Below are 19,913 nucleotides of genomic sequence, written 5' to 3' on the forward strand. Positions count from 1 at the left end.
CGCCACACCGCCAACCCGTCCAGGAACGCGTTACCCGCCGCATACGCCGACTGACCCGGCGAACCCAACACCCCCGCCACCGACGAGAACACCACAAACAGGTCCAGATCCAACGACGCCGTCGCCTCGTGCAACCACCAGCCCGCCGACACCTTCGGCGCCAACACAGCCGCCAGACGCTCATCGGTGACCCGCTCGATCACACCGTCGTCCAACACACCCGCCGTGTGCACCACACCCGCCAACCGGCCCTCGGTAGCGACCTCGTCCAGGAGACCGAACACCTGATCCCGGTCCGTCACGTCACACGCCACCACCCGCACGGCGGCACCCAACGCGCTCAACCGCTGCGACAACTCTTCCGCGCCCGCAGCATCCGGGCCCCGCCGCGACACCAACACCAGCGACCGCACCCCGTACGACGACACCAGATGCTCCGCCACCAACGCACCCAGCGCACCGGTACCACCGGTCACCAGCACCGTGCCGTCACCGAGGGTCGGCGTCTCAGCCGCCGACGTGTCACCCGCCCGGACCAGGCGCGGCGAATACACCCCGCCCTCGCGGATGGCCAGCTGGCCGCCGGTCGCGGCCGGTTCCCGCAGGACGCCGCCCAGCAGGGCCACCAGCGCGGAATCCACATCACCGTCGATGTCCGCCAGGACGATGCGGCCCGGATGCTCCGACTGCGCCGACCGCAGCAGACCCCACACCGCCGCACCCGCCAGATCGGTCACCCGATCCTCGACCCCGACCGACACCGCACCCCGGGTCACCACCACCAACCGCGACTCCGCCAGCGCGTCCGCCGCGAGCCAAGCCTGTACCGTCGCCAGCAGGTCCGAGGTCACTGCCCGGACCGACTCCGGCGTCTCGGCCGCCGGCCCGGCCATCGCGAACGCCGGAAGCAGCAGCGCCCAGGGGACGGACTCCTCCCCCGCGACCGCCGCCACGTCGGGGTACGTGACCAGCCCAGCCCCTGCCACGAGTTCGGCCGGCACCTCCCGGCCGCCCGCCAGCAGCGCCCATCCGGACGCCTCGCCTGCGGAACCAACCTCCACGGCCTGCCACCGCACCTCGAACAACGACCGCGACGCCGCGCTCGGCGCGGCCACGCCGGTCAGCTCGCGCAGGACGAGGGACTCGACCGACACCACGGCGGCGCCCGCCTCGTCGCACGCGGCCAGCCGCACGCTGGAACCGCTGCGGGTCAACCGCACGCGCAGCACCCGCGCGCCCGAGGCGTGCACCTGCACACCCTCGAACGCGAACGGCACCCGCGGCCCACCCGACCCCTCCGACCCGGGCAGCAGCCCGATCGGATGCAGGGCCGCATCCAGCAACGCCGGATGCACACCGAACCGGGCCGCCTCCGCCGCCGCGTCGTCCGGCAGGACCACCTCGGCGAACACCTCGCCACCACGGGTCCAGGCCCGCCGCAGCCCCTGGAACACCGGCCCGTACGACAGACCGTGCTCCGCCAGCGTCGGGTACCACCTCGACAGGTCCACCTCGGACGCGCCGGTCGGGGGCCAGGTGCCGACGTCCGACTCGTCGGTGGCGGCGGGCTCCAGCGCACCCTCCGCGTGCCGGGTCCAGCGCGCCTCCGGATCGTCGTCCGGGCGTGAGTAGATGGCGACGACGCGGTGCGTGGAGTCGCCGGCCGCGTCCACCCGTACCTGGATCCGCACGGCTCCCGTGCCGGGGACGACCAGCGGAGCGGCCACGGTCAGCTCCCGCAGCCGGGAGAGGCCGACCTCGTCGCCGGCCCGCACGGCCAGTTCGACCAGCGCGGTACCGGGGACCAGCGTCACGCCGGAGACCACGTGATCCGCCAGCCACGGGTGCGTGGCCAGGGAGAGCCGGCCGGTCAGCACCATCTCGTCGTCGCCGGCCAGGTCGACCGCCGCGCCGAGCAGCGGGTGCTCCGTCCGGCCGAGTCCCGCTCCGGACACGTCACCCAGCCGGGCACTGCTGGCGGCGGGCCAGTAGCGCTGATGCTGGAAGGCGTACGTGGGCAGGTCGACCCGGCGCGCGCCGGTGTCGGCGAACCACTGCCGCCAGGTCACCGGCACGCCGTGCACATGCAGCTCGGCCAGGGCGTGCAGCAGCGCGTGCGCCTCCGGCCGGTCCCTGCGCTGGGCCGCTACGGCCAGCACGGCGTCGTCGTCGGGCAGGATGTCCGCCGCCATCGCGGTCAGCACGCTCTGCGGGCCGACCTCCAGGAACGTGTCCACCCCGGCCGCCCGCAGCGCGGTGATGCCGTCGGCGTACCGCACCGCCTCACGGACGTGCCGCACCCAATACTCCGAGCTGCGGACCTCCTCCGGGTCGGCGAGCGTCCCGGTCACGTTGGACACGATCGGCAACACCGGCGCCGCGAAGGTCAACCCCTCCAGGACCGTACGGAACTCCGCCAGCATCGGCTCCATCAACGGACTGTGGAACGCGTGGCTGACGGTGAGGCGGCGGGTCCGCGCACCCCGCTCCCGCCAGGCCCGCTCGATGTCGTCGAGCACAGCGATGTCGCCGGACACCACGACCGACGTCGGGCCGTTCACCGCAGCGATGCCCACCCGGTCGGACAGGCCGGCGATCGACTCGACCACCGCCGCCTCGCCCACCGCCACCGCGAGCATCCCGCCACCGGCCGGCAGCGCCTGCATCAGCCGACCCCGCGCCGCCACCAACGCGCACGCGTCGGCCAGCGACAGCACCCCCGCCACGTGCGCGGCAGCGATCTCACCGACCGAGTGCCCGCCCACGAAGTCCGGCACCACTCCGAACGACTCGACCAGGCGGAACAGGGCCACCTCGACGGCGAACAGCCCGGCCTGGGTGAACACGGTCTGGTCCAGCAGTTCCGCCTCGGGGGTGCCCGCCTCGGCGAACAGCACCTCCCGCAGCGGCCGCGGCAGCACCCGGTCCAGGTGCCCGCACGCCTCGTCGAGCGCGGCGGTGAAGACCGGGAACGCGCCGTACAGCTCCCGGCCCATGCCCGCACGCTGCGCGCCCTGACCCGAGAACAGCAACGCGAGCTGGCCGCGCTGCTCGGCAACGCCGGCGACGACCGTACCGACGGGGTCGCCGCTGGCGAGCGCGGTCAACGCCGTGACCAGGTCGTCCCGGTCGACGGCGGTCACGACGGCGCGCTGCTCCAGCGCCGGCCGGGTGGTCACCGACGAGAAGGCCACGTCCAGCGGACGCAGGTGCTCGTCCCGGCCCAGCCAGGCCGCCCAGCGCCCGGCCTGCGCCGACAGCGCGGCCGTATCGCGGGCGGACAGCAGCACCGGCACCACCGGCGGCACGCCCCGACCAACGATCTCGCCCTCGACGACGTCCGCCGGCGGCTGCTCGATGATCACGTGCGCGTTCGTGCCGGAAATGCCGAACGACGACACCGCCGCCCGACGTGGCCGGTCCACCTGCGGCCACGGCGTCGGCTCCGTCGCCAACACCACCGCACCCGCCGTCCAGTCGATGTGCGGCGACGGCTCGTCCACGTGCAACGTCGGCGGGACGAGGCCGTGCCGCATCGCCATGACCATCTTGATCACACCGGCCACGCCGGCGGCGGCCTGGGTGTGCCCGATGTTCGACTTGATCGATCCGAGCCACAACGGTCGGTCCTGCGGACGGTCCTGCCCGTAGGTGGCCAGCAGGGCCTGCGCCTCGATCGGGTCACCCAACGTGGTGCCGGTGCCGTGCGCCTCGACGGCGTCCACGTCAGCGGGGCTCAGGCGGGCGTTGGCCAGGGCCTGACGGATCACCCGCTGCTGCGACGGACCGTTCGGCGCCGTCAGGCCGTTCGACGCCCCGTCCTGGTTCACCGCCGTGCCCCGCACGACCGCGTAGATGCGCCGGCCCTCCCGCTGCGCGTCGGAGAGCCGCTGCACCAGCAGCACGCCGACGCCCTCGGACCAACCCGTGCCGTCGGCCGACGCCGCGAACGACTTGCACCGGCCGTCCTGCGACAGACCCCGCTGCCGTGAGAACTCGATGAACGTGCCCGGCGTCGCCATCACCGTCACCCCACCGGCCAACGCCAGATCGCACTCCCCGCTGCGCAGCGCCTGCGCGGCAAGGTGCAGCGCCACCAACGACGACGAGCACGCGGTGTCGACGGTCACCGCCGGGCCTTCGAGGCCGAACGTGTACGCGACCCGACCCGACAACACGCTGCCTGACGTACCGGTGCCGACGAAGCCCTCGGCGTCCGGTGGCAGGTTCATCAGGTGGGAGGCGTAGTCGTGGTACATGACCCCGGCGAACACACCGGTCCGGCTGCCCCGCAGCCGCTGCGGGTCCAGCCCGGCGGACTCGAACGTCTCCCACGAGGCTTCCAGCAGCAGCCGCTGCTGCGGGTCCATCGCCAGGGCCTCCCGGGGCGAGATGCCGAAGAAGGCCGGGTCGAACTCGGCGGCCCCGTAGAGGAAGCCACCGTGCCGGGTGTACGAGGTGCCGGCGTGCTCCGGGTCCGGGTCGAACAGCGACTCCAGGTCCCAACCTCGGTCGGCGGGGAACTCCGAGATGCCGTCGCCACCGCCGGCCAGCAACTCCCACAACTGGTCCGGGCTCTCGACACCCCCCGGGTAGCGGCAGGCCATGCCCACGATCGCGATCGGTTCGTCGGTGCCGACGGTGAGCACCGCCGAACGGCGGGCGGTGATCTGTCCGGAGACCTGCTCGTACAGGTGGTCGGCGAGGGCGGCCGGGGTCGGGAAGTCGAACACCAGCGTCGAGGCCAGCCGCAGCCCCGTGGCCGTGTTCAGCCGATTGCGCAGCTCCACGGCAGTCAGCGAGTCGAAGCCCAACTCCCGGAACGCCCGATCCGCCGGCACCGCCCCCGCGCCCCCGTGCCCCAGCACCTGCGCCACCAGACCCCGAACCAGCACGTCGATCTGGGTCCGCGCCTCGTCGGGCGCCAGGCCCGCCAGTTGGTTGGCCCAGTCACCACCCTGCGCGGCCCGTCGGCGAGCCACCGTCGAACCGATGAGGGTGCGCAGCATGGCCGGCACCGGGCCACTGGACGCGGCCGCCCGCAACGCCGGCACGTCGATCACCATCGGCACCAACGCGGGCCGGCCCGTCTTCAGAGCCGCGTCGAACAGCTCCAACCCGACCCCGGCGCTCATCGGCAACAAACCCGCCCGAGCCGACCGCGCCCGATCCGCCTCCTCAACCGACGCCGCCATACCCGCGGTGTCCCACATCCCCCACGCCAAGCTGACCGCCGGCAACCCGAGCTGCCGCCGCCACACCGCCAACCCGTCCAGGAACGCGTTACCCGCCGCATACGCCGACTGACCCGGCGAACCCAACACCCCCGCCACCGACGAGAACACCACGAACAGATCCAGATCCAACGACGCCGTCGCCTCGTGCAACCACCAACCCGCCGACGCCTTCGGCGCCAACACCCCGGCAAGCCGCTCTTCGGTCAACCCCTCGACCACACCGTCGTCCAACACGCCGGCGGTGTGCACCACACCCGCCAACCGACCCGCCGCAGTCACCTCACCGACCAGACCGAACACCTGATCCCGGTCCGCCACGTCACACGCCACCACCCGCACCGCGGCACCCAACCCGGTCAACCGCCGCGCCAACCCCTCGGCACCCGCAGCCTCCGGCCCCCGCCGCGACACCAACACCAGCGACCGCACCCCGTACGACGACACCAGATGCTCCGCCACCAACGCACCCAACGCACCGGTACCACCGGTCACCAGCACCGTGCCCTCGCCCACCACGGCACCGTCCACCGACGCGGGCGCGACGGACCGCACCAGACGCGGCACGAACACCGCACCCGCCCGGACCGCGACCTGACCACTCGTCGCCGCCGGATCGTCCGCTCCCGCCAACACACCCAGCAGGCCGGCGTCCAGGTCACCGTCCACGTCCGCCAGGACGATGCGGCCCGGATGCTCCGACTGCGCCGACCGCAGCAGACCCCACACCGCCGCACCCGCCAGATCGGTCACCCGATCCTCGACCCCGACCGACACCGCACCCCGGGTCACCACCACCAACCGCGACTCCGCCAGCGCGTCCGCCGCGAGCCAAGCCTGCACCGTCGCCAACACGGCCGAGGCCGTCGCGCGCACCGCGTCCGGGACGGCGGCGTCCGATGCGGCGACCGGCAGCACCAGCCTCCGCGGCGCGGCCAGATGACCGGCGTCGACCGCCGCGGCCAGCCCGTCGATGTCGGGGAACGCCGGCAGCTCGACGGCGGCCGGCGAGCCGAGCAGTGCCCATCCGGAGACGTCCCCGGCCGCCGCGACCTCTCCGGTCTGCCAAGCCACCTCGAACATCGAGCGGGACGCGGCGTTCGCGGCGGTGATCCCGGTCGGCTCCCGCAGCGCCAGGGAGTCCACCGACACCACGGCGGCGCCCGCCTCGTCGCACGCGGCCAGCCGCACGCTGGAACCGCTGCGGGTCAACCGCACGCGCAGCACCCGCGCGCCCGAGGCGTGCACCTGCACACCCTCGAACGCGAACGGCACCCGCGGCCCACCCGACCCCTCCGACCCGGGCAGCAGCCCGATCGGATGCAGGGCCGCATCCAGCAACGCCGGATGCACACCGAACCGGGCCGCCTCCGCCGCCGCGTCGTCCGGCAGGACCACCTCGGCGAACACCTCGCCACCACGGGTCCAGGCCCGCCGCAGCCCCTGGAACACCGGCCCGTACGACAGACCGTGCTCCGCCAGCGTCGGGTACCACCCCGACAGGTCCACCTCGGACGCACCGGCCGGGGGCCACTCCCCCACGCCCGGCTCGTCGGCCGATCCCGGCTCCAGCACGCCCTCCGCGTGCTGGAGCCACTCGGCCTCCGGCTCGCCCTCGGACTGGGAGTGCACGGCGACGACCCGGGTGCCCGCCTCGTCGGCCGCTCCGACGCGCACCTGCACCCGCACCGCGCCGGTCTCCGCAAGCGCCAGCGGCGCGTGGATCGTCAGCTCCCGCACCCGCGACGCGCCCACCTCGTCGCCGGCCCGCACCGCCAGCTCCACGAGGGCCGTGCCGGGCACGACCGTCACGCCGGAGACGGTGTGGTCGGCCAGCCAGGCGTGGGTGGCGAGCGACAGCCGGCCGGTCAGCACCACCATGTCCACGCCGGCGACGGTGACGGCCGCGCCGAGCAGCGGGTGCCCGGCCACGCCCAGTCCGGCGCCGGACACGTCGGCGGTACGGGTCCGGCCCGCGCCGAGCCAGTACCGCTCGTGCTGGAAGGCGTACGTCGGCAGGTCGACCCGGGCGGCGCCGGCGTCGGTGAACCACTGCGGCCAGGTGACCGGGACGCCGTGGACGTGCAGCTCGGCCAGCGCGGTCAGCAGCGCGTGCGGGGCGGGCCGGTCCCGGCGCTGGACGGCGACCGCGAGCGCGTCGTCGGCGAGGAGGTCGGCGTTCATGGCGGTCAGGACGCTCTGCGGGCCGATCTCCAGGAAGGTGTCGACCCCGGCGGCGCGCAGGGCGGTGACACCGTCGGCGTACCGGACGGCCTCGCGGACGTGCCGGACCCAGTAGTCGGCGCGGGTGATCTCCTGCGGGTCGGCGAGCGCCCCGGTCAGGTTCGACACCACCGGCACCAGCGGCGCCCGGAACGTCAGCCCGGCGAGGACCGTGCGGAACTCGTCGAGCATCGGCTCCATCAGCGGGCTGTGGAACGCGTGGCTGACGGTGAGGCGGCGGGTCCGCGCGCCCCGGCCCTGCCAGGTCCGGTCCAGCTCGTCGAGGGCGTGGAGGTCCCCGGAGACCACGACGGCGGCGGGGCCGTTGACGGCCGCGATGCCGACGCGGTCGGTCAGCCCGGCGATCGAATCGGCCACCGCCGCCTCGTCGGCGGCCACGGCGAGCATGCCGCCGCCGGCCGGCAGCTCCTGCATCAACCGGCCCCGCGCCGCCACCAACGCACACGCGTCGGCCAGCGACAGCACACCCGCGACGTACGCGGCGGTCACCTCACCGATCGAGTGCCCCGCGACCGTGTCCGGCACCACACCGAACGACTCCACCAGGCGGAACAGCGCCACCTCGACCGCGAACAGACCAGCCTGCGTGAACACCGTCTGATCCAGCAGCGCCGCCTCGGCGGAACCCTCGGTAGCGAAGAGCACCTCCCGCAGCGGACGGGGCAGCAGCGGGTCGAGCTGTGCGCACACCTCGTCGAGCGCGGCCGCGAAGACCGGGAAGCGGGCGGACAGTTCCCGGCCCATGCCGGCGCGCTGCGCGCCCTGACCGGAGAAGAGCACGGCCAGTTGGGTACGCCCGGTGCCGGTGACGACGGCGCCGGACGGTTCACCGGCGGCGAGGGCGCGCAGCCCGGCCAGCAGCTCGTCGCGGTCCGTCGCGGTGACCACCGCGCGGTGCTCCAGCACCGCCCGGCTGACCGCCGACGACCAGCCGACGTCCACCGGGCGCAGGTCCTCGTCGTCGGCGATCCAGCGGGCCCAGCGGTCCGCCTGCGCCGCCACGGCGGCCTCGGACCGGGCCGACAGCAGCACCGGTACCGGAGCCGGCACCAGCTCGATGACGGGCTCGTCGCCGCGCGGGGGCGCGCCGGCCTCCCGGATCGGCTCCGCCTCGGCGGGCGGCTGTTCGATGATCACGTGCGCGTTGGTGCCGCTGACTCCGAACGACGAGACCGCCGCGCGCCGGGGCCGGTTCGCCGCCGGCCAGTCGCGCGCCTCGGTGAGCAGGGAGACCGCTCCGGCGCTCCAGTCGATGTGCGGGGACGGCTCGTCCACGTGCAGGGTCGACGGCAGCACCCCGTACCGCATCGCCATGATCATCTTGATGATGCCGGCCGCCCCGGCCGCGGCCTGGGTGTGGCCGATGTTCGACTTGATCGACCCGAGCCACAACGGTCGGTCCTGCGGCCGGTCCTGCCCGTAGGTGGCCAGCAGGGCCTGCGCCTCGATCGGGTCACCCAACGTGGTGCCCGTACCGTGCGCCTCCACCGCGTCCACGTCGGCGGGCGACAGGCGGGCGTTGGCCAGGGCCTGACGGATCACCCGCTGCTGCGACGGACCGTTCGGCGCCGTCAACCCGTTCGACGCCCCGTCCTGATTGACGGCGCTGCCGCGGACCACCGCGAGGACCCGGTGACCGTTACGCCGCGCGTCCGACAGCCGCTCCACCAGCAGCACACCGACGCCCTCGGACCAACCCGTGCCGTCCGCCGACGCCGCGAACGACTTGCACCGCCCGTCCTGCGACAGACCCCGCTGCCGTGAGAACTCGATGAACGTGCCCGGCGTCGCCATCACCGTCACCCCACCGGCCAACGCCAGATCGCACTCCCCGCTGCGCAGCGCCTGCACCGCCAGGTGCAACGCGACAAGGCTGGAGGAACAGGCGGTGTCCACGGTCACCGCCGGCCCCTCCAGGCCGAACGTGTACGCCACCCGACCCGACAACACGCTGCCTGACGTACCGGTGCCGAGGTAGCCGCCCACCCCCTCGGGCAGCTCCTGCACGCCGGAGGCGTAGTCGTGGTACATCAGCCCGGCGAACACACCGGTCCGGCTGCCCCGCAGCCGCTGCGGGTCCAGCCCGGCGGACTCGAACGTCTCCCACGACGTCTCCAGCAGCAGCCGCTGCTGCGGGTCCATGGCGAGGGCCTCCCGCGGCGAGATCCCGAAGAAGGCCGGGTCGAACTCGGCGGCCCCGTAGAGGAAGCCACCGTGCCGGGTGTACGACGTCCCGGGGTTGTCCGGGTCGGGGTGGAAGAGCCGGTCGAGGTCCCAGCCCCGGTCGGTGGGGAACTCCCCGATGCCGTCGGCCCCGGCGGCGACGAGGTCCCACAGCTGCTGCGGGTTCGTCACGCCGCCCGGGTAGCGGCAGGCCATGCCCACGATGGCGATCGGCTCGTCGGCGCTCGCGGCCGCCACGACGGACTGCTGGTCGGCGACCTGGCCGGACAGCTGCTCGTACAGGTGGTCGGAGAGGGCGCCGGGGGTCGGGTAGTCGAAGACGAGCGTCGAGGTGAGCCGCAGCCCGGTCGCGCTGTTGATCCGGTTCCGCAGTTCCACCGCGGTCAGCGAGTCGAAGCCCAGCTCCCGGAACGCCCGGTCCGCCGGCACCTGCTCGGTGCCGCTGTGGCCGAGGACCTGCGCGACCAGCCCGCGGACCAGCAGGTCGATCTGGGTCCGCGCCTCCTGCGGGTCGAGGCCGGCCAGCCGGTCGGCCCAGCCTCCGGTGCCGGAGCGGCGGCGCTTCGCGGCCGGTCCCACCAGGGCCCGCAGCATCGGGGGCACCCGGCCCGCGGCGGTCTGCGCCCGCATGGCGGGCAGGTCGACCACCGCCGGGACCAGCGCCGCGCCGCCGTGGGCCAGGGCGGCGTCCCAGAGCCCGAGGCCGATCTGGGCGGTCATCGGAACCAGACCGGCCCGGCTGACCCGGGCGCGGTCGGTGTCGTTGATCGACGCGGCCATCCCGTCGGTGTCCCACATGCCCCAGGCGAGGCTGACCGCTGGCAGCCCTCGCTGCGCCCGCACCTGGGCGAGGGCGTCCAGGAAGGCGTTGCCGGCGGCGTAGGCGGCCTGGCCGGGCGAGCCGAGCACTCCGGCGACGGAGGAGAACAGCGCGAACAGGTCGAGGTCGAGTTCCGCGGTCGCCTCGTGCAGCCACCAGCCGGCCGTGACCTTCGGCGCCAGCACGTCCGCCAGCCGGTCGGCGGTGATCCCGCTGACCACGCCGTCGTCCAGGACGCCGGCGGTGTGGACCACGCCGGCCAGCCGGTCCTCGGCGGTGACCGCACGGACCAGCTCGCCGACCCGCGCGCGGTCGGTCACGTCCGCCGCGACGACGCGGACGGTCGCGCCCAGCCCGGTCAACCGCGCCACCAGTTCGTCGGCGCCGGCGGCCGCCGGGCCCTGACGGGAGACCAGCACCAGCGAGCGGACGCCGTACGAGGTGACGAGGTGTTCGGACACCAGGGCGCCGAGCGATCCGGTGCCACCGGTCACCAGGACGGTTCCCCGGTCGAGGGCCGCCGGGGCCGGCGCGCCGCCGGCGGCGCGGACCAGCCGGGGCAGGTACGCCGTGCCCGCCCGCACCGCGAGCTGCCCGCCCAGACCCGGGTCGTCGGCGGCGCCGGCGAGCAGAGCCAGGAGGTCGGGATCCAGGTCGAGGCCCGGTTCCAGGTCGGCCAGGACGATCCGGCCGGGGTGTTCCGACTGCGCCGAGCGCAGCAGGCCCCACACCGCCGCCCCCGTCACGTCGGTGACCCGGTCGTCCGCGCGGGCGGCTATCGCGCCGCGGGTCACCACGACCAGCCGCGAGTCCGCCAGGAGGTCGGCGGCGAGCCACGCCTGCACCGTGCCGAGGACGTCCGCCGTCACCGACCGTACGGCGTCGGGCACGTCCGTCCCGGGCCGCGCCACGGGCACGGGCAGCAGCAGCGCCGCGGGGGCGGGGGCGGTCCCGCCCGTCACCGCCGTGGTCACCGCCGCCACCTCGGCGTACGCGCGGAGCTGCGGTGCGCCGTCGAGCGGGTGGTCACCGAGCACGATCCAGCCGTCCACGCCGTCGGGCGCGGTGAGCTGCTCGGGCTGCCAGGAGACCTCGAAGAGGGAGCGGTGCGCCTCGTTCGGGGCCGCCGCCACCCCGGTCATCTCGCGGAGCGTCAGCGAGTCCACCGACACCACCGGCGCACCGGTCTCGTCGACGGCGACCAGCCGCACCGAGTTGCCGGACGCGGTCAGGCGCACCCGCAGCGTCCGCGCCCCGACCGCGTGGACCTGCACGCCCTCGAACGCGAACGGCACCCGGGCACCATCGGCCGTCCCGTCGGTCGGCAGCAGCCCGACCGGGTGCAGCGCGGCGTCCAGCAGCGCCGGGTGTACGCCGAAGCCCGCCGGCTCCCCGGTCACCTCGTCGGGCAGGGCGACCTCGGCGAACACCGCGCCCTCGCCGGCCCACGCCCGGCGCAGGCCCTGGAAGACCGGCCCGTAGGAGAGGCCGTGCTCGGCCACCATCCGGTACCACCCGGTCACGTCCACCTCGGACGCTCCCGGCGGCGGCCACGTGCCCACGGTGGGCTCATCGACGGTCGGGGCACCGACGAGGCCGTCGGCGTGCCGGGTCCACCCCGACTCCGGGTCGTCCTCAGGCTGGGAGTGCACGGTCACCGAGCGGGCACCGGTCCCGTCGACGGGACCGACCCGGACCTGGACCCGCACCCCGCCGCCGGTGGCGGGCAGCGCTAGCGGGGCGAGCACGGTCAGCTCCCGGACGCGGGACGCGCCGACCTCGTCGCCCGCCCGGACGACGAGGTCCACCAGGGCGGTGCCCGGCACGACCACGGCGCCGGACACGACGTGGTCGGCGAGCCACGGATGGGTCGCCACCGACAGCCGGCCGGTCAGCAGCACCATGTCCTCGCCGGCGACCGAGACGGTCGCGCCGAGCAGTGGGTGCCGTGCCGCGCCGAGGCCCGCCCCGGAGAGGTCGGCCGACTGGCCGGCCGGCGGCAGCCAGTAGCGCTCGCGGTGGAAGGCGTACGTGGGCAGGTCGACCCGGCGCGCGCCGGTGTCGGCGAACCACTCCCGCCAGGCCACCGGCACGCCATGCACATGCAGCTCGGCCAGGGCGTGCAGCAGCGCGTGCGCCTCCGGCCGGTCCCTGCGCTGGGCCGCTACGGCCAGCACGGCGTCGTCGTCGGGCAGGATGTCCGCCGCCATCGCGGTCAGCACGCTCTGCGGGCCGACCTCCAGGAACGTGTCCACCCCGGCCGCCCGCAGCGCGGTGATGCCGTCGGCGTACCGCACCGCCTCACGGACGTGCCGCACCCAATACTCCGAGCTGCGGACCTCCTCCGGGTCGGCGAGCGTCCCGGTCACGTTGGACACGATCGGCAACACCGGCGCCGCGAAGGTCAACCCCTCCAGGACCGTACGGAACTCCGCCAGCATCGGCTCCATCAACGGACTGTGGAACGCGTGACTCACCGCCAGCCGACGGGTCCGCGCCCCGCGCTCCCGCCAGGCCCGCTCCACCTCATCGAGGACGTCGAGCGCACCGGACACCACAACCGACGTCGGCCCGTTCACCGCAGCGATGCCCACCCGGTCGGACAGACCGGCGATCGACTCGACCACCGCCGCCTCGCCCGCCGCCACCGCCAGCATCCCGCCACCGGCCGGCAACGCCTGCATCAACCGACCCCGCGCCGCCACCAACGCGCACGCGTCGGCCAGCGACAGCACACCCGCCACATGCGCGGCAGCGATCTCACCGACCGAGTGCCCGCCCACGAAGTCCGGCACCACACCGAACGACTCCACCAGACGGAACAACGCCACCTCGACCGCGAACAACCCCGCCTGCGTGAAAACCGTCTGATCCAGCAGACCCGCCTCCGGGGTGCCCGCCTCGGCGAACAGCACCTCCCGCAACGGACGCGGCAACAACGGATCGAGCTGCCCACACACCTCGTCCAACGCGGCCGCAAACACCGGGAACTCGGCCGACAACTCCCGACCCATGCCCGCACGCTGCGCCCCCTGACCCGAGAACAGCAACGCCAGCGAACCCCGACCACCGGCCCGGCCCACGACCACACCGCCCGCCGGCTCACCCGCCGCCAGCGCCGCGAGACCCGCCAACACCTCGTCCCGGCTCGCACCGGACACGACCGCGCGCTGCTCCAGCACCGACCGCGACGCCACCGACGACCACGCCACGTCCAGCGGACGCAGACTCTCGTCCCGGCCCAGCCACGCCGCCCAGCGCCCGGCCTGCGCCGACAGCGCGGCCGCATCGCGGGCGGACAGCAGCACCGGCGCCACCGACGGCGTCCGGGACGGCTCGACGTCGGCATCCGGCTCGCCGTCGGCGGGCGGCTGTTCGAGGATCAGGTGGACGTTCGTACCGCTGATGCCGAACGACGACACGGCGGCCCGGCGCGGCCGGTCCACCGCCGGCCAGGGACGCGCCTCGGTCAGCAGGGACACCGCGCCGGCGGACCAGTCCACGTGGGGTGTCGGCTCGTCGAGGTGCAGCGTGGCCGGGAGCAGGCCGTACCGCATCGCCTGCACCATCTTGATCATGCCGGCGACGCCGGCGGCGGCCTGGCTGTGGCCGATGTTCGACTTGATCGAACCGAGCAGCAGCGGCCGGTCGGCGGGGCGGTCCTGGCCGTAGGTCGCCAGCAGGGCCTGCGCCTCGATGGGGTCGCCCAGCGTCGTTCCCGTGCCGTGCGCCTCGACGGCGTCCACGTCGGCCGTCGTCAGCCGGGCGTTCGCGAGGGCCTGCCGGATCACCCGCTGCTGGGCCGGCCCGTTCGGCGCGGTGAGGCCGTTGGACGCGCCGTCCTGGTTCACGGCGCTGCCGGCGATCACGGCGAGCACCTGGCGGCCCTCACGGCGGGCGTCGGAGAGCCGCTGGACCAGCAGCACGCCGACCCCCTCCGACCAGCCGGTGCCGTCGGCGTCGGCGGCGAAGGACTTGCAGCGGCCGTCCGGGGCGAGGCCGCCCTGCCGGGAGAACTCGACGAAGGCACCCGGGGTCACCATGATGGTGACGCCGCCGGCCAGCGCAAGGTCGCACTCGCCGCCGCGCAGCGCCTGGGCGGCCAGGTGCACCGCCACCAGGGACGACGAGCAGGCGGTGTCGACCGTCACCGCCGGTCCCTCCAGCCCGAAGGTGTACGACACCCGGCCGGAGATGACGCTGTGCGCGCCGCCGGTGAGCTGGTATCCGGCCAACTCGGCCGGGGTGTCGGTGGTGCCGTACCCCGACGGGGAGGCGCCGACGAACACCCCCGTACGGCTGCCGCGCAGCTCGTCCGGGTCGATCCCGGCCTGTTCCATGGCCTCCCAGGACGCCTCCAGCAGCAGCCGCTGCTGCGGGTCCATGGCGACCGCCTCGCGCGGCGAGATGCCGAAGAAGCCGGGGTCGAAGGCGGTGGCGTCGTCGACGAAACCGCCCTCGCGGGTGTGCGACACCGGTCGTCCGTCGGCGTCCACGGCCAGCAGCCGGCCCATGTCCCAGTGCCGGTCGTCGGGGAAACCGCTGATGCCGTCGCGTCCGGCGGCGACCAGGTCCCACAGGTCGTCCGGGCTGGCCACACCGCCCGGGTACCGGCAGCTCATGCCGACGATGACGATCGGGTCGTCGTCCACCGGGCCGGCGGGGCCCCACGTGGCGACGGTGTCCACCTCGTGCAGGCGCAGCGTCGCCGACAGGTGGTCGGCGAGGGCGGCCGGGTTCGGGTAGTCGAAGACCAGGGTGGTGGGCAGGGTGAGCCCGGTGGCGGCGCCGAGCCGGTTACGCAGCTCCACCGCGGTCAGCGAGTCGAAGCCCAGCTCCTTGAACGCCCGGTGCGCCTTGACCAGCTCGGTGCCGGAGTGGCCGAGCACGGCGGCGGTGTGCGTCCGCACGAGGTCCGTGAGGTACCGGTCCTGTTCGGCGCGGGGCAGCGTCAGCAGGTGCTGGCGCAGCCCGCCGCCGGCGGCGTCCTCCGGCGCCCCGTCGACCACGCGCAGGGCGTCGCGGGCCTCGGCGATGTCGTCGAGCAGGGGTCGGGGGCGGGCGGCGGCGAACGCCGGGGTGAACAGCGACCAGTCGACGTCCGCCACGGTCACCGACGGCACGTTGCGTCCCACCGCGCTGCGCAGCGCGTACACGGCCTGGGCCGGGGACATCGGGCTGAGGCCGCGCCGGGCCAGCAGTTCCTGTCCCTCGCCGCTGGCCATGCCGCCGTCGGCCCACGGTCCCCAGGCGACGGCGGTGGCGGCCAGGCCGCGGGCCCGACGCCGCTCGGCGAGCGCGTCGAGGAAGGCGTTGCCCGCCGCGTACGCCGCCTGCCCGCCGCTGCCCCAGATGCCGGCGATGGAGGAGAACAGCACGAACGCGTCCAGCGGCCGGTCGCCGAGCAGGTCGTCCAGGTGCACCGCACCGGCGATCTTGCCGGCGAGCACCTCGGCCAGGCCGGCCAGGTCGGTGTCCGCCAGCATGCTGAGCTGGCCCACCCCGGCGGCGTGCACCACCGCGGTCAGCGGCGCCGGGTCCGCGTCGACGTCGCGCAGCAGCGCCTCGACCCGGGCCCGGTCGGCCATGTCGGCGGCGACGAGGGTCACCCGGGCGCCGAGTGCGGTCAGCTCGTCGTGCAGCTCCGCCGCCCCCGGCGCGCTCTCCCCGCGCCGGCTGGTGAGCACGACGTGTTCGGCGCCGTTGGCCGCCACCCAGCGGGCAACGTGGGCGCCGAGCGCCCCGGTGCCGCCGGTGATCAGGATCGTGCCGGAGGGCTGCCAGCGCTCGACCGTGCCGACGGCGGCGGGCGTGGCGCGGACCAGTCGCCGCACGAACACGCCGGAGGGTCGTACGGCGACCTGGTCCTCGGGGCCGCCGCCGGTCAGGACGCCCACCACGTGGTCCCAGCCGGCCCGGTCGGGCCGGTCCGGCAGGTCGACCAGGCCGCCCCAGAGCTGCGGGTGTTCCAGTCCGGCGACCCGGGCCAGGCCCCACAGGCCGCCCTGGGCGACGCTGCGGACCGGGTCCCCGTCCCCGGTGCCGACGGCGCCCCGGGTGAGCGTCCACAGTGGCACGGCGACGTCCGCGGCGTGCAGGGCCTGCACCAGCGCCATCGTCGCGGCGGTGCCGAGCGGTGCCGCCGGCTGGTCGGGGTGGGGCTGATCGAGCAGGCCGAGCAGGGACACGATCCCGGCGAGCCGGCCGTCCCCGGCGGCGTCGGCGACCCGCGACGTCACGTCGTCGCGGTCCGCGAGCGGGTCCACCGCCAGCCGGGACACCTCGCCGCCCGCGGCGGTCAGCGCGCCCGCCAGCGCCTCGGCCCATTCCGTCGTCGGGGTGTCGCCGGCCGGCTCCACCAGCAGCCAGCCGCCCAGAGGGCTGGCCGGTGCCGGGGCGGTGGTCCGCTTCCACACCACCCGGTACGACCAGCCGTCGACGACCGCGTCCCGCAGCCGCGCCTTGCGCCAGGACGACAGGACCGGCAGGGCGGGGGCCAGGACGTCCAGGGCGGCCGCGTCGCCGAACTGCGCCGCCAGCGCCGCCACGTCGGACCGCTCCACCGCGGACCAGAACTCGACGTCGACCACGTCGGGGCTGACGGGGCCGGTGACGGGCGCCGGCATCTGCTCGGGCCAGAAGCGCTGCCGCTGGAACGCGTACGTGGGCAGGGCGACCGGGGTGGCGCCGGTGTCGGCGTAGACGGCCGGCCAGTCGACGGACGCCCCGTTGACGTGCAGCTCGGCCAGGGCGGCGAGCAGGGCCTTCGCCTCGGGCCGGTCGGCGCGCAGCACGGGCACCGCGACGAGCGGGGTCTCCCCGTCGGCGGCGCCCGCCGGGGACGGGGCGCCCAGCACGTCCCTGGTCATGGCGGTGAGCACGCTCTGCGGGCCGACCTCCAGGAACGTGTCCACCCCGGCGGCCCGCAGCGCGGTGATGCCGTCGGCATACCGCACCGCCTCACGGACGTGCCGCACCCAGTACTCCGGGCTGCGGACCTCGTCGGCGTCGGCGAGCGCGCCGGTCACGTTGGAAACGATCGGCAACACCGGCGCGGCGAAGGTCAACCCCTCCAGGACCGTACGGAACTCCGCCAGCATCGGCTCCATCAAAGGACTGTGGAACGCGTGGCTGACGGTGAGGCGGCGGGTCCGCGCACCCCGCTCCCGCCAGGCCCGCTCCACCTCGTCGAGCGCTTCGACGGCGCCGGACACCACCACGGAGGTCGGCCCGTTCACGGCCGCGATCCCCACCCGGTCGCCCAGGCCGGCGATCGACTCGGCCACCGCCGCCTCGTCCGCCGCCACGGCCAACATCCCGCCACCGGCCGGCAACGCCTGCATCAGCCGACCCCGCGCCGCGACCAGCAGGCAGGCGTCCTCCAGGGACAGCACCCCGGCCACGTGCGCGGCAGCGATCTCACCGATCGAGTGACCGCCCACGAAGTCCGGCACGATCCCGAACGACTCCACCAGGCGGAACAGCGCCACCTCGACCGCGAACAACCCCGCCTGCGTGAACACCGTCTGATCCAGCAGACCCGCCTCCGGGGTGCCCGCCTCGGCGAACAGCACCTCCCGCAACGGACGCGACAACAACGGATCCAGGTGCCCACACACCTCGTCCAACGCGGCCGCGAACACCGGGAACTCGGCCGACAACTCCCGACCCATGCCCGCACGCTGCGCGCCCTGACCCGAGAAGAGCACCGCGAGCGGGCCGCGGTCGGCCGCCTGCCCGGCGACCACCGCGCCGGACGGCTGCCCGGCGGCGAGGGCGCGCAGCCCGGCCAGCAGGTCCTCGCGGTCCGCGACGGTGAGCACCGCGCGGTGCTCCAGCGCGGACCGTGACACCACCGACGACCAGCCGACGTCGACGGGGCGGAGGCTCTCGTCGGCGTCCAGCCACCGGGCCCAGCGCCCCGCCTGGGCGGCCAGCGCGGACTCCGACCGGGCGGACAGGAGGACGGGCGCCGCCGGCAGGGTCACGACGGGCGTCGGCCGGGTGTCGCCGTCGGCGCCGGGGGCGGGCGGCTCCTCCAGGATGGTGTGCGCGTTGGTGCCGGAGATGCCGAACGACGACACGGCGGCGCGGCGCGGCCGGTCCACCGCCGGCCACGGCGTCGCCTCGGTCACCAGCGACACCTCGCCGGCCGACCAGTCCACCTTGGGCGTCGGCTCGTCCACGTGCAGGGTGGACGGGACGAGCCCGTGCCGCATCGCCATCACCATCTTGATCACGCCGGCCACGCCTGCGGCGGACTGACTGTGACCGATGTTCGACTTGATCGAACCGAGCAGCAGCGGCCGGTCCGCCGGCCGGCCCTGGCCGTAGGTGGCCAGCAGCGCCTGCGCCTCGATCGGATCACCGAGGACGGTGCCCGTGCCGTGCGCCTCGACGGCGTCCACGTCTGCCGTGGTCAACCGCGCGTTCGCCAGCGCCTGCCGGATCACCCGCTGCTGGGCCGGCCCGTTCGGCGCGGTGAGGCCGTTGGACGCGCCGTCCTGGTTGACCGCGCTGCCCCGGATCACGGCGAGGACGGGATGCCCCTTGCGCTGCGCGTCCGAGAGCCGCTCCACCAGCAGGATGCCGACGCCCTCGGACCAGCCCGTGCCGTCGGCGGCGGCGGCGAACGACTTGCACCGGCCGTCGGCGGCGAGCCCCCGCTGCCGGGAGAAGCCCACGAACGGGCTGGGGGTGGCCATGACGCACACGCCACCGGCCAGGGCCAGGTCGAAGTCGCCCTGCCGCAGCGCCTGGCACGCCAGGTGCAGCGCGACCAGCGACGACGAGCAGGCGGTGTCGACCGTGACCGCCGGGCCCTCCAGGCCGAGGGCGTACGCGATCCGCCCGGAGACGACGCTGGTGGCCGTGCCGGTCAGCAGGTAGCCCTCGTCGGTGCCCTCGGCCTCGCTCTGCGGGCCCATCCCGTACCCGTTGGCGGCGGTCCCGACGAAGACGCCGACCTTCTGCCCGCGCATGGACGCCGGCGCGATGCCCGCGTGCTCGAACGCCTCCCAGGACGTCTCCAGCAACAGCCGCTGCTGGGGGTCCATGGCCACGGCCTCGCGGGGCGAGATGCCGAAGAACCCGGCGTCGAAGTCGGCCGCGTCGTAGAGGAAGCCGCCCTCGCGGGTGGTGGACCGGCCGGCCCGGTCGGCGTCCGCGTCGTACAGGTTGTCCAGGTCCCAGCCGCGGTCGGTCGGGAAGCCGCCGATCGCGTCGCCGCCGGCAGCCACCAGGTCCCAGAGCTGCTCGGGGCTGGTGACGCCGCCCGGGTAGCGGCAGGACATGGCGACGATCGCGATCGGCTCGCGCGCGGCAGCGGTCAGCTGCTGGTTGAGCTGACGGAGGCGGCCCGTCTCCTTGAGCGAGGCGCGGAGCGCCTCGACGACCTTGTCTGCGGACGTAGACATCATGAGCTCCGTACT

At 74.9% G+C, this 19,913-nt stretch carries 1 protein-coding gene; it reads right to left on the bottom strand.

The window, feature by feature from the left end:
* A partial coding sequence (locus tag ACGF7U_RS31220; protein ID WP_393112868.1) for a type I polyketide synthase occupies window positions 1-19,898 on the bottom strand: 19,898 nt, incomplete at its 3' end.
* Between the last annotated feature and the right edge of the window lie 15 nt (window positions 19,899-19,913).

The sequence above is a fragment of the Micromonospora sp. NPDC047670 genome, from assembly GCF_043204915.1.
Lineage (GTDB): Bacteria > Actinomycetota > Actinomycetes > Mycobacteriales > Micromonosporaceae > Micromonospora.